The sequence below is a fragment of the Streptomyces sp. NPDC085927 genome (genome assembly GCF_044540975.1).
Taxonomy (GTDB): Bacteria; Actinomycetota; Actinomycetes; order Streptomycetales; family Streptomycetaceae; genus Streptomyces; species Streptomyces hirsutus.
On sequence record NZ_JBITSN010000011.1, the window covers coordinates 190886 to 203813 of the forward strand.

9 protein-coding genes and 2 pseudogenes are annotated in these 12928 nt (G+C 69.9%); 10 read left to right on the forward strand and 1 reads right to left on the reverse strand.

The window, feature by feature from the left end; all coding sequences use genetic code 11:
* Nucleotides 1–200: 200 nt before the first annotated feature.
* Entirely contained in the window at nt 201–614 is a 414-nt protein-coding gene (locus ACIF80_RS26585) for a Fur family transcriptional regulator (RefSeq protein ID WP_399809312.1), read from the reverse strand.
* A 187-nt stretch (nt 615–801) separates the two neighbouring features.
* Here ACIF80_RS26585 and ACIF80_RS26590 point away from each other — a divergent pair, with 187 nt between their 5' ends.
* From ACIF80_RS26590 to ACIF80_RS26635, 10 genes and pseudogenes are all read left to right on the forward strand, one after another.
* A complete protein-coding gene (locus tag ACIF80_RS26590) occupies nt 802–2265 on the forward strand; it encodes a catalase (RefSeq protein ID WP_399809315.1) in 1464 nt (487 codons plus the stop codon).
* A 180-nt stretch (nt 2266–2445) separates the two neighbouring features.
* Nucleotides 2446–2898, forward strand: coding sequence for an ankyrin repeat domain-containing protein (locus ACIF80_RS26595; protein ID WP_399809318.1), 453 nt, complete (start codon nt 2446–2448; stop codon nt 2896–2898).
* A 171-nt stretch (nt 2899–3069) separates the two neighbouring features.
* Nucleotides 3070–3390, forward strand: coding sequence for a 50S ribosomal protein L21 (rplU, locus tag ACIF80_RS26600; RefSeq protein WP_003976204.1), 321 nt, complete (start codon nt 3070–3072; stop codon nt 3388–3390).
* Nucleotides 3391–3404: 14 nt separating this feature from the next.
* Nucleotides 3405–3659: a 50S ribosomal protein L27 gene (rpmA, locus tag ACIF80_RS26605; RefSeq protein ID WP_007449530.1), complete on the forward strand. Its 255-nt coding sequence runs from the start codon at nt 3405–3407 to the stop codon at nt 3657–3659.
* 118 nt (nt 3660–3777) lie between these two features.
* Nucleotides 3778–5226 carry a GTPase ObgE gene (gene obgE, locus ACIF80_RS26610; protein WP_399809322.1) on the forward strand — a complete coding sequence of 483 codons (1449 nt, stop codon included), beginning with the start codon at nt 3778–3780 and terminating at the stop codon, nt 5224–5226.
* Between the two features lie 263 nt (nt 5227–5489).
* Nucleotides 5490–6350: pseudogene (locus ACIF80_RS26615) on the forward strand (alkaline phosphatase D family protein); the annotation flags it as partial.
* Between the two features lie 185 nt (nt 6351–6535).
* Nucleotides 6536–7759 (forward strand): RNA-guided endonuclease InsQ/TnpB family protein, encoded by a 1224-nt coding sequence (locus tag ACIF80_RS26620; protein ID WP_399809324.1) that lies wholly within the window; start codon nt 6536–6538, stop codon nt 7757–7759.
* Nucleotides 7760–7811: 52 nt separating this feature from the next.
* A pseudogene (locus ACIF80_RS26625) lies at nt 7812–8548 on the forward strand (alkaline phosphatase D family protein); the annotation flags it as partial.
* A 495-nt stretch (nt 8549–9043) separates the two neighbouring features.
* Nucleotides 9044–10540, forward strand: a complete 1497-nt coding sequence (locus ACIF80_RS26630) for a D-ribitol-5-phosphate cytidylyltransferase (protein WP_399809327.1) — start codon at nt 9044–9046, stop codon at nt 10538–10540.
* 153 nt (nt 10541–10693) lie between these two features.
* Nucleotides 10694–12811 (forward strand): hypothetical protein, encoded by a 2118-nt coding sequence (locus tag ACIF80_RS26635; protein WP_399809330.1) that lies wholly within the window; start codon nt 10694–10696, stop codon nt 12809–12811.
* The last annotated feature ends 117 nt before the right edge of the window (nt 12812–12928 follow it).

Genomic DNA, 12928 nt, shown 5'->3' on the forward strand with positions numbered 1-12928 from the left:
GGGGGGGGGCCGGGGGGGCGCCCGCCCCGGGGGGGGGGGGGGGGGGGGGGGGGGGGGGCGGGGGGGGGGGGGGGGGCGGCGGGGGGCGCGGGGGGGGGGGGGGCGGGCCCGCCCCCCCCCCCCCCCCCCCCCCCCCCCCCCCCCCCCTCCCCGCGTCTTCCTCGGGCCGGCGCCGCCTTCGGCCGCGCCCCGGCCACGGGTCACTCGGTGCAGTTCGGGCAGATGCCGCGGTACGTCAGCTCGACGTCGGAGACCGTGTATCCGAAGCGTTCCGACTCCGGAAGGGCCGAGAGGGCGTCGCCCGTGGGGTGCACGTCGCGGATCGTTCCGCAGCGGTCGCAGAGCAGGTGGTGATGGGGACGGCGCGCATTCGGGTCGTAGCGCGTGGCGCGGTGGTCGGTCGAGACCTCGAGGAGCTCGCCCAGGGACACCAGTTCGCCCAGGGTGTTGTAGACCGTCGCCCGGGAGATCTCGGGCAGCCGCTCCGTCGCCCGCGCGTGCACCTCGTCGGCGGTCAGGTGGATGTGCTCTCCGGCGAGGACCTCGGCGACGACGCGCCGCTGTGCGGTCAGGCGCCAGCCGCGTTCCCGAAGCCGCTTCAAGAGATCACTCATGCACGTCACCCTAACCAGCGATGGAACCCACCTCAAGAACAGGTATGGTTCTGAAAGTTGCCTTGACTTAGACCTTGTCCAACGTAGGGTATGCGATGCGGGCCGCGGAGCGGCTTGCGCGGATACTCGGACGGCCAGGACCGCAGGCTTTGATCCAAGCGAAGAACCACTCACCGAGGAGCGAGCTTTGACCGAGAACAACCAGAAGCCGTTGACGACGGCTGCCGGCGCGCCGGTCGCCGACAACCAGAACTCCCTGACGGCCGGTCCGCGCGGTCCGATGCTCCTGCAGGACGTGTGGTTCCTGGAGAAGCTCGCGCACTTCGACCGTGAGGTCATCCCGGAGCGCCGGATGCACGCCAAGGGCTCGGGCGCCTTCGGCACGTTCACGGTGACCCACGACATCACCCGCTACACGAGCGCGAAGATCTTCTCCGAGATCGGCAAGAAGACCGACCTGTTCGTCCGGTTCTCCACCGTCGCGGGTGAGCGCGGCGCGGCCGACGCCGAGCGCGACATCCGCGGCTTCGCCCTGAAGTTCTACACGGACGAGGGCAACTGGGACCTGGTCGGGAACAACACCCCGGTCTTCTTCTTCCGCGACCCGCTGAAGTTCCCGGACCTCAACCGCGCGGTGAAGCGCGACCCGCGCACCAACCTCCGCGACGCCGAGAACAACTGGGACTTCTGGACCAACCTCCCCGAGGCCCTGCACCAGATCACGATCGTCATGTCCGACCGCGGCATCCCCGCCTCGTACCGGCACATGCACGGCTTCGGCTCGCACACCTACAGCCTGATCAACGCCGAGGGCGAGCGGTTCTGGGTCAAGTTCCACCACCGCACCCAGCAGGGCATCAAGAACCTCACCGACGCCGAGGCCGAGGCCCTGGTCGGCAAGGACCGCGAGTCCCACCAGCGCGACCTCTACGACGCGATCGAGAACGGCGACTTCCCGAAGTGGAAGCTGTTCGTCCAGGTCATGCCGGAGGCCGACGCGGAGAACTACCGCTTCCACCCCTTCGACCTCACCAAGGTCTGGTCGAAGAAGGACTACCCGCTGATCGAGGTCGGCGAGTGGGAGCTCAACCGCAACCCCGCGAACTACTTCGCGGACGTCGAGCAGGCCGCCTTCACCCCGGCGAACGTGGTTCCGGGCATCAGCTACTCGCCCGACAAGATGCTGCAGGGCCGCCTCTTCTCCTACGGTGACGCCCAGCGCTACCGCCTCGGCGTGAACCACCACCAGATCCCCGTCAACGCCGCGAAGAACCCGGTGAACACCTATCACCGCGACGGCGCCATGCGGGTCGACGGCAACCAGGGATCCACCCCGGGCATCGAGCCGAACTCGTACGGACGCTGGCCGGAGCAGCCGGCCTACCGCGAGCCGAGCCTGGCCGTGGGTGCCGTCGCCGACCGGTTCAACTACCGCGAGGACGACGACAACTACTTCGAGCAGCCCGGCAACCTGTTCCGCCTGATGAGCTCCGAGCAGCAGCAGGTTCTCTTCGAGAACACGGCGCGCGCCATCAACGGCGCGTCGGAGCAGACCGTCGCGCGGCACATCGCCAACTGCACCAAGGCCGACCCGGCCTACGGCGAAGGCGTCCGCAAGGCGATCGAGGCCCTGGCCGCCGGCAGCCTCTGAGCCCGGCCGCTCGAGGGAGCGGGCAGTACGTCTCGCACCGTGCCCGGCGCCGGACCACACAGTGGCCCGCGCCGGGCACGGCGCAGTCACCGCCCGACGCCCTCGCGGGCACGACCGGCACAACCGCTCGACCAGCACGAACGCTTGACCAGCACGACCGCTTCACCAGGAGAGATGCGCATGAGCAGGGACGGTCTGACACCCGAGCAGACGGAGCGCGTCGTGGCCCTCGCCATGGATCTGGCCCGCGAGGGCAGCACCGAGCAGGTGGTGGAGTTCGTGGAGCACGGACTGCCGGTGGACGTGAGCGACGCGGCCGGCAACACCCTGCTGATGCTCGCCGCCTACCACGGCCACGCCGACACCGTGCGGGCCCTGGTCCGGCTCGGCGCCGACCCGGATCTGCGCAACGCCCGGGACCAGACCCCCATCGCCGGCGCCCTGTTCAAGGGCGCGGACGAGGTGGTCGGGGTACTGCGGGGGGCCGGCGCGGATCTGGACTCCGGCACGCCGACCGCGCGGGTCGCGGCGACCATGTTCGGGCGCGCCCACCTGCTCGAGGACCGACCCGCCGAACGGGGCCCCGTCCACCGGATGCCCGGCACCGTCACCGGTGGTCCGGGCCCGGTTTGACCCCTTGGGCCACGCCCCGTAACCTTGACCGTCGGCGTGTCCATCGGGACTGCCACATCCCCGTAAACCTTTTCCTCCCGGGTGCATGGACCGGCTCGGGAGAGGTCGCCCGTGTGTCTGTCGGGTGGCTGGCCTGCGGGGTGCCGTTCTTCGAGTGAGAGTGAGATCCGCGTGTACGCCATCGTGCGCAGCGGTGGTCGCCAGCACAAGGTTGCTGTCGGCGACATCGTTGAGGTTGACAAGATTTCCACGGGCAAGGTCGGCGACACGGTCGAGCTCTCGACCCTGCTCGTCGTCGACGGCGACGCCGTGACCAGCGACCCGTGGGTCCTGGCCGGCATCAAGGTCCAGGCCGAGATCGTGGACCACCACAAGGGCCAGAAGATCGACATTCTGCGCTACAAGAACAAGACCGGCTACCGCCGTCGTCAGGGCCACCGCCAGCAGTACACGGCGATCAAGGTCACTGAGATCCCCGCGGCTGCGAAGTAAGGGACTGAGGAGAGATGGCACACAAGAAGGGCGCATCGTCCACCCGGAACGGTCGCGACTCCAATGCCCAGCGGCTCGGCGTGAAGCGCTTCGGCGGTCAGGCCGTCAACGCGGGTGAGATCCTCGTCCGCCAGCGTGGCACCCACTTCCACCCCGGCGCCGGCGTCGGCCGTGGTGGCGACGACACGCTGTTCGCGCTGGAGGCCGGTGCGGTGCAGTTCGGCACCCACCGTGGCCGCAAGGTCGTGAACATCGTTCCGGTCGCCTGATCGGAAGCTTTCGCGAGGCGGACCTCACTTCCCTGGCGGGAAGGCGGGTCCGCCTTTCGCGTGTTAACACAGGAAACACGTACGCACGTACACCTGACTGTCTCTGGAGGCACCCCACATGACCACCTTCGTGGACCGCGTCGAGCTGCATGTCGCCGCGGGTAGCGGAGGTCACGGCTGTGCCTCCGTCCACCGTGAGAAGTTCAAGCCGCTGGGCGGACCCGACGGCGGGAACGGCGGGCGGGGCGGCGATGTGATCCTCACCGTCGACCAGTCCGTGACCACACTGCTCGACTACCACCACTCCCCGCACCGCAAGGCCACCAGCGGCAAGCCCGGCGAGGGCGGCAACCGCAGCGGCAAGGACGGCCAGGACCTCGTCCTGCCGGTGCCGGACGGGACCGTCGTCCTGGACAAGGCGGGCAACGTGCTCGCCGACCTGGTGGGGCACGGGACCTCGTACATCGCCGCCCAGGGCGGCCGGGGCGGGCTCGGGAACGCCGCCCTCGCCTCCGCGCGGCGCAAGGCGCCCGGATTCGCGCTGCTCGGTGAGCCGGGAGACCTGCGGGACATCGGCCTGGAGCTGAAGACCGTCGCCGACGTGGCGCTGGTCGGCTACCCGAGTGCGGGCAAGTCCTCGCTGATCTCCGTGCTCTCCGCCGCCAAGCCGAAGATCGCCGACTACCCGTTCACCACCCTCGTGCCCAACCTGGGTGTCGTCACCGCCGGTTCGACCGTCTACACCATCGCCGACGTGCCGGGGCTCATCCCGGGCGCCAGCCAGGGCAAGGGGCTCGGGCTCGAGTTCCTGCGGCACGTGGAGCGGTGCAGTGTGCTCGTGCACGTGCTGGACACGGCGACGCTGGAGTCCGACCGCGACCCCGTCTCCGACCTCGACATCATCGAGGAGGAGCTGCGGCAGTACGGCGGTCTCGACAACCGTCCCCGCGTCGTCGTCCTCAACAAGACCGACGTGCCGGACGGCAGGGACCTCGCCGAGATGGTGCGGCCGGACCTGGAGGCCCGCGGCTACCGCGTCTTCGCGGTGTCCGCCGTCGCCCACCTCGGGCTGCGGGAACTGTCGTTCGCGCTGGCCCAGCTGGTGTCCGAGGCGCGGGCCGCCCGCCCCAAGGAGGAGTCGACGCGCATCGTCATCCGGCCCAAGGCCGTGGACGACGCCGGGTTCACCGTCACCCGCGAGGACGAAGGACTGTTCCGGGTACGTGGCGAGAAGCCCGAACGCTGGGTGCGCCAGACCGACTTCAACAACGACGAGGCCGTCGGCTACCTGGCCGACCGGCTCAACCGGCTCGGTGTGGAAGCGGCACTGATGAAGGCCGGGGCCCGGACCGGCGACGGCGTGGCCATCGGCCCCGAGGACAACGCCGTCGTCTTCGACTGGGAGCCGACGGTGACCGCCGGTGCGGAGATGCTCGGCCGGCGCGGCGAGGACCACCGCTTCGAGGCGCCCCGCCCGGCCGCCCAGCGCCGCCGCGACCGGCAGGCCGAACGGGACGAGGCCGAGCAGGAGTACGACGACTTCGACCCGTTCCGCGACAAGTCGTAAGGTCCGCAGGGCCCCTGCGGGGCCCTCAGGTCCGGTAAGGGCCCGAGGGGAACCCCGGACAGCTCCGGCGGCGGACATTCCCGTCCGTCGCCCGCTGCTCACCTTCAGGACCCGCCCGGGCAACGGGACGTTCCCGTGCCGGGGCGGGTTTCCTCTTGTCCGCTTTATTGTCATGCACGCGCACCTCCGGGTTCAGTGCGCGGACCTTCCGGACCGAGAACTTCCCCATGTCCACGTCGCATGCGAGGCAGGGGAGTCCACCCATGTCCGGAGCAGTATCGCCCGACCGCCGCCGCGTTCTGACCGCCGGTGCCGCCGCACTCGGCGCAGCGGCCTCCGCCCAGCTGTGGCTGCCGGCCACCGCTCGCGCGGCGGAGCGGAAACCGTTGCCCGACGGGGTGTTCAGCCTCGGAGTCGCCTCCGGCGACCCTCCCCCACTGCCTTGAAGGCGTGGGGGGACCCCCACCCGGACGGGATCGTGCTGTGGACCCGGCTCGCCCCCGATCCCCTGAACGGCGGGGGCATGCCGGACCGCACGGTACCTGTCGAGTGGCAGCTCGCCGAGGACTCCCGCTTCAGGTGGATCGTCCGCCGGGGCACCGCCTGGGCCCGCCCCGCCCACGGCCACAGCGTCCACGTCGACGTACGCGGGCTGCGCCCGGACACCCGGTACTGGTACCGCTTCCGCGCCGGCGGACAGCTCTCGAGGGTCGGCCGCACCCGCACCGCGCCCCCCCCCGCAGAGCGCGGGCGGCCACCTGAGGGTCGCGCTCGCCTCCTGCCGGAACTGGCAGCACGGCTACTTCACGCCGTACGCCGACATGCTGCAACAGGACCCGGACGTCGTCGTGTTCGTCGGCGACTACATCTACGAGTCCAGTCCGTCGGCGACCGGCGTACGCCGTCACGAGGGCGGCGGCGAGCCGTACAGCCTGACCCAGTACCGCAACCGGTACGCCCAGTACCGCTCCGACCCGGACCTCGCGGCGATGCACGCCCATGCCCCCTTCGTGGTCACCTTCGACGACCACGAGATCGACAACGACTTCGCCGGCGAGATCCCGCAGGACCCCGGCAAACAGCCGCACGACGCGTTCGTGGACCGGCTGACCGCGGGCTACCGAATTTCATTCGCAGTGCATCGGGCTTCAGCCCGATGGTGAAGCGAATCTCGTGACTGCGGCGCGGAGCGCCGCGGTGTCGTTCCGGCGGAGCCGGACGGAGCCGGACGGGGGGCGGTCGCCCGGGGTGAGGCAGGCAACGAATGTTCCCGGCGACAGGTGATGTGGCTCGTTCGTACGATCCTCGTATGCGGCTTCGGTACGCCTTCAGGTTGTACCCGGACACCGGCCAGCGGACCGCGTTGGCCAAGGCGTTCGGGTGTGCGCGGGTGGTGTTCAACGACGCGGTGCGCGCTCGTGAGGACGCCCGTAAGGCCGGGCAGCCGTTCCCGAGGGCCGCGGAGCTGTCCGTGCGTCTGATCACCGAGGCCAAGCGGACAGCGGAACGGTCCTGGCTGGGCGAGGTCTCCGCAGTCGTGCTCCAGCAGTCCCTGCGCGACGCCGAAACCGCCTACCGCACCTTCTTCGCCTCCCTCAAGGGCACCCGCAAGGGCCCCAGGGCCGGCCCGCCCCGCTTCAAGTCCCGCAAGGACACCCGTCAGTCGGTCCGGTTCACCGCCAACGCCCGCTGGAGCATCACCGACAGCGGCCGGCTGAACCTGCCGAAGATCGGCGCGGTGAAGGTGAAGTGGTCCCGCGCCCTGCCCGCCACCCCCACCTCGGTCACCGTCATCAAGGACTCCGCCGGCCGCTATTTCGCCTCCTTCGTCATCGACACCGACCCCGCCGCCGACGCTGCCCGGATGCCCGACACCGACCGCACCATCGGCATCGACCTCGGCCTGACCCACTTCGCGGTCCTGTCCGACGGCACGAAGATCGACTCCCCGCGGTTCCTGCGCCGCGCGGAGAAGAAGCTGAAGAAGGCCCAGCGGGAACTGTCCCGCAAGCAGAAAGGCTCGAAGAACCGGGAGAAGGCCCGGCTCAAGGCCGCTCGCGCCCACGTCAAGGCCGCCGATGCCCGCCATGGGTTCCACCACCAGCTCTCCACACAGCTGATCTCCGAGAACCAAGGGATCGCCGTGGAGGACCTGTCGGTGGCACAACTGGCACGCACCCGGCTGGCCAAGTCCGTCCACGACGCCGGCTGGGCCTCATTCGTGAACATGCTGGAGTACAAAGCACAACGGTACGGACGGAGCCTGGTCACGATCGGCCGGTTCGAGCCGACGAGTCAGGTCTGCTCCACCTGCGGCGTCAAAGACGGGCCCAAACCCCTGAACGTGCGGGAATGGACCTGTACCGCCTGCGGCACCGTCCACGACCGGGACCACAATGCCGCGATCAACGTGAAGACGGCCGCCGGACTGGCGGTATCGGCCTGCGGAGCGCCGGTAGGACCAGAACCCGTTCTGGCACAGCGCGAGGAAACAGGAAGCCACGGATTCCCGACCGAACCCCGTGCCGCGTAGAGGCACAGCAACAAGTCGAGAAGGCCAGAATCCTCGGGCTCCAGCCCGAGGTGCAAGTCGACGGGCGTACTACGAGCACATGCCGGTCCGCGCGAGCGCCGTCCCCGACGGCCCGCACACCGGATGCACCGCCGGCTGGAGTTCGGCCGGCTCGTCCGGCTCAACGTGCTGGACACCCGGCAGTACCGCAGCGACCGGGCGACCAGCCAGGAGGGCGCCCAGGACCCGTCGCTGACCATGCTCGGCGCCGCGCAGAAGCGGTGGCTGATCGACGGACTGCGCCACTCGCCCGCCCGCTGGAACCTGATCGCCTCCCAGGTCATGATGGCCGAGACCGACCTCCAGGTCGGCGAGGGCAAGCTCTGGTTCTACGACGCCTGGGACGGCTACCAGGCCGAGCGCAACGCGCTGCTCCAGGAGTTCCGGCGGGTGAGCAACCCCGTGGTGCTCACCGGAGACCGCCATCTGACGATGATCAGCGACCTCAAGGAGGACTTCGCCGACCCGTCCTCCGCGGTCGTGGGCGCCCAGTTCGTCGGTACGTCCATCTCCAGCAACGGCGACCAGGACCAGGCGGCCTTCCGTGAGCAGTGGGACCCGCGGCGCGCGGACAACCCGCACTGGAAGCTGCTCGACGCCCACCGCGGCTACCACCTGTTCGACATCCGCCGGGGCGGTATCGACGCGCGGGTGCGGGTGGTGGACACCGTGGTGAAGCCGCAGGCCACGCCCCGTACGCCGGCGCGGCTGCGGGTGGAGGCGGGCCGCCCCGGGGTTCACGTGGTGTGACGGCCGGCTGGCGGCCGTCAGCCGGCCGTCGGGCCGCCACTCGACGAGGGCGGAGCCCGGGACCGTGCCGGTCCCGGGCTCCGCCCCGTTTTCCTCACCGAGACCGAAAAGCCGCCGAATCTTTATGGGGAATTCTTCGGGAAAGGGTGAACGGACAAGATGAATTTCCTGTTGTCGGGCGCTTCCCTCTTTGCCGCACCCCGAATATGAAGAAAAGGTGCAGCCTCGCCTTGCGGACCGTGAAGATCCGTGCGTTCCGGAAGGGAGCGAGGTTGCCGCGGCGGCCGTCGGCGTACGCGCGGTCGCAGGCTTCCCGCCTGTGCGGTTACTCACAGCGACGATCCGGGCGACCCGGGAACCGTCGTCCGGCCGCCGGGGGTCTAAGGTGAATGAAAGGTGGCGCGCACATATGCGATGAAGGGCGCTCACCTTGCATTGCGGTAACCACAAGTGGGACCATTTTGCAGTTCCCTGATGCCCCAAGGTAGGTCACCTGTGTCCCAGCACATAGCCAAGCCCCGTACCACCGCAGTGATCCTGGCCGGTGGCACCGGCCAGCGGGTGGGTCTTTCGATCCCCAAGCAGCTGCTGAAGATCGCCGGCAAGGCAGTCATCGAGCACACCCTGACCACCTTCGAGAACACCGACTCGATCGACGACATCATCGTGCTGATGGCGCCGGGCTACGTGCCCGACGTCGAGAAGATCGTCGCCAAGGCCGGGTTCAAGAAGGTCACCCGGGTCATCGAGGGCGGTGCGACGCGGAACGAGACCACCGAGCGGGCCATCTCGGCGCTCGGCGAGGGCCTGGCCGAGGGCGAGGACCGCAACGTCCTCTTCCACGACGCCGTCCGCCCCCTGCTGTCCCAGCGCGTCATCGACGACTGCGTGAGCGCCCTGGAGCGCTACCAGGCCGTCGACGTGGCCATCCCGTCCGCCGACACCATCATCGTCACGCGGACGCACGGCGACGACGGCGAGTTCATCACCGAGATCCCGGACCGCGCCCGGCTGCGCCGCGGGCAGACCCCGCAGGCGTTCAAGCTGTCCACGATCCGCCGTGCCTACGAGGTCGCCGCCGGCGACCCCAACTTCCAGGCCACGGACGACTGCTCGGTCGTGCTCAAGTACCTGCCCGACGTGCCGATCCACGTCGTCGCGGGCGACGAGTACAACATGAAGGTCACCCAGCCGGTCGACGTCTTCATCGCCGACAAGCTGTTCCAGCTCGCCTCCACGGCCACCCCCGAGCAGATGGGGGAGGCTGCCTACCGCGAGCTGCTCACCGGCAGGACCGTCGTCGTCTTCGGCGGTTCGTACGGCATCGGCAAGGACATCTGCGAACTCGCCGAGTCCTACGGCGCCACGGTGTACGCGCTCGGCCGCTCCACCACCGGCACCCACGTGGAGAACCCGGAGGAGGTCGACGACGCGCTGTCCAAGGCGTACGCCGAGACGGGCCGCATCGACTACGTCGTCAACACGGCCGGTGTGCTGCGCATCGGGAAGCTGGCCGAGACCGACAACGCCACCATCGAGGAGGCGCTGAAGGTCAACTACCTGGCACCCGTGCAGATCGCCCGGTCGGCGTACAAGTACCTCGCCGAGAGCAAGGGCCAGCTGCTGCTCTACACCTCCAGCAGCTACACCCGGGGGCGCGCCGAGTACAGCCTCTACTCCTCGACCAAGGCCGCGATGGTGAACCTCACCCAGGCCCTGGCCGACGAGTGGGCCGGCGAGGGTATCCGCGTCAACTGCGTCAACCCGGAGCGCACCGCCACGCCGATGCGGACCAAGGCCTTCGGCCAGGAGCCGGCGGGCAGCCTGCTGTCCTCCGAGGCGGTGGCCCGTACGTCCCTGGACGTGCTGCTCTCCGAGCTCACCGGTCATGTCATCGACGTGCGGCAGCAGGACCCGACGGCGGGCGCGGCCCGTGCCAGCGGCTTCGAGCAGGCACTGGCGTCGGTGCTGGACCGTCAGGACGGCGTGTAATAATTGGCGGCAAATAGACTCCGGTAATTCAGGCCTCTGCGGCCTCCCGTTTACGCAGTTCTTGCGCGGGTGTTCGCGGGGGCCTGAATCCGTCGTCAACGAATTACCACACGCACAAACCGGCACTCACCCCTCCAAGAGCAGGTTTCTCCGTTGATATCCACCGCTATTCGCGTCGCCCGGGTGGGAAGCGCGGCCGAGCTGGCCGCGGCGGTCCTCATGCTGCTGGGCTTCCCCTGCCTCATGCTGGCCGCGCTCGTCCCGAGTGTCCCCGCCTTCGCGGCCGCGGCCGCCGTGACGTACCTGGCGGACCACTATCTGCACCGCAGGGGCAGCTACCTGGTCAACCGCCTCAGCAAGGTGCGGGCGGGCCTGTCGATCCGCTTCCTGATCCGGCAGCTGCTGCTGATCCTGCTGCTGGCCCGGATGTCCCTCGCGGACAACCTGATCTACTACGGGGCGATCGCCTGCTTCATCGCGTTCTACGGCCTTCAGGCCCCGCACGGCGCGCTGACCACGCTGATCCGCAACCGCCGGCGCATGCCGGTGGCCACCCGCAACGTGGACCTGGCGTCCCGCATCCGGATCCCGGACGCGCCGCCGCGCGTGCTGACGCACCGCGCCGCGGAGAAGATGCTCCACCTCGACCTGGTGGCGGTCGGCGGCATACTCCTCGCCGCGGCCCTCGACTCGCCCCTCGTCGGGTTCGTCTGCATCGGCATCACGGTGGCCCTGGGCGTCGCGTACGTACTGGCCCTGGTCCCCTACGTGCGGGGCCGGCGGATACCGCCGAAGGCCGACCAGGTTCTGGTGGCGGTCGACGACTGGCTGCGTGAGTACCGGCCCGAGACGGTGCTGTACTTCTCCGGCTCCAGGGACTCCGCGTACCAGGTCAACATGTGGCTGGAGACCATGGAGCAGCTGGACACCCGGCCGCTGGTCATCCTGCGCGAGCGGGTCATCCTGGCCAACCTGGCCCCCACCACGGTCCCGGTCGTCTGCGTGCCCGGAGGGGTGCACCTGATGAACCTGGACCTGTCCACGGTGCGGGTCGCGCTGTACGCGGCGAACGTCGGCAAGAACATCCACCTGCTGCGCGTCCCGACCATGAAGCACGTCTTCATCGGGCACGGCGACAGCGACAAGCTCGCCAGCGTCAACCCGTTCAGCAAGGTCTACGACGAGGTGTGGACGGCCGGCCGCGCGGGCCGCGACCGTTATGCCATCGCCGACGTCGGCGTCCGTGACGACGACATCGTCGAGGTCGGACGCCCGCAGCTGGCCCCCATCGAGACCTGGCAGGCCACGGCCGCGGGTCCCGCCGAGGGACACCGCCCCACGGTGCTGTACGCCCCCACCTGGGAGGGCTGGGACGACAACCCGGGCAACACCTCGCTCCTGCTGGCCGGCGAGAACATCGTGAAGCGGCTGATCGCGGCCGACCCCGCGGTCCGCGTCCTCTACAAGCCGCACCCCTTCACCGGCACCCGCAGCGCGCAGGCCAAGGCCGCCCACGAGCGGATCACCGCGCTGATCGAGCAGGCCGCGGCCGAGCGCGCCGCCGACCCCCGTTTCACCGTCGACACGGCGGCGCAGGACCGGGCGCGGGCCGAACTGGCCCGTATAGAGGCCCGGCTGGCCGAACTGACCGGCGGCAACGACAAGGGCGACGAGGCCGAGGCCAGCCGTGACGGCGTGATCGACGTGGCGCTGCACGAGGAGACCGCCCGGCTGCGCACCGAGTGGAACACCGCGTACTGGAACTCCTTCCCCGACTGGGAGCACCGTGTCATCACGGGGGCCCAGCCGCGCCTGTACGACTGCTTCAACGTGTCCGACGCGATGGTCTCCGACATCTCCAGCGTCGTCTCCGACTTCATCGCCAGCGGCAAGCCGTACGCGGTCACCGACTCCGCCGAGCTGGGGGCGGAGGAGTTCAAGCGGCAGAACACGGCGGTGCGCGCCGCCGTGATCCTGTCCAACGACGCGGCAGGGCTGGCCGAGCTGCTGGAGGCGGTCCGCGACCCGCAGGCCGATCCGCTGGCCGGGGAGCGGGGCGAGCTCAAGCGCTACCTGCTGGGCCCGGACGAGCCGGCCTCCATCGACCAGTTCAACGCGGCGGTCGCGCAGCTCGCCCGGAAGGCCGAGACGCGCAACCTCGGCCAGGAGTCCCGGATCACGGTCGGCGGCCCGGACGTGGAGCCGGCGGACGCGCTGCCCGCGCAGACGGCGTCGGTGACCGGCGAGACGGACGGCACCGCGGTGAACTGAGCGGCTCAGGCCCCGGACACATCACAGGGCTCGGCCCCCGAGGAGCGACTCCTCGGGGGCCGAGCCCTGTTGTGCGTCGGGCCGTTGGCCGACCTTCCCCAACACCCTTGTGGTGTA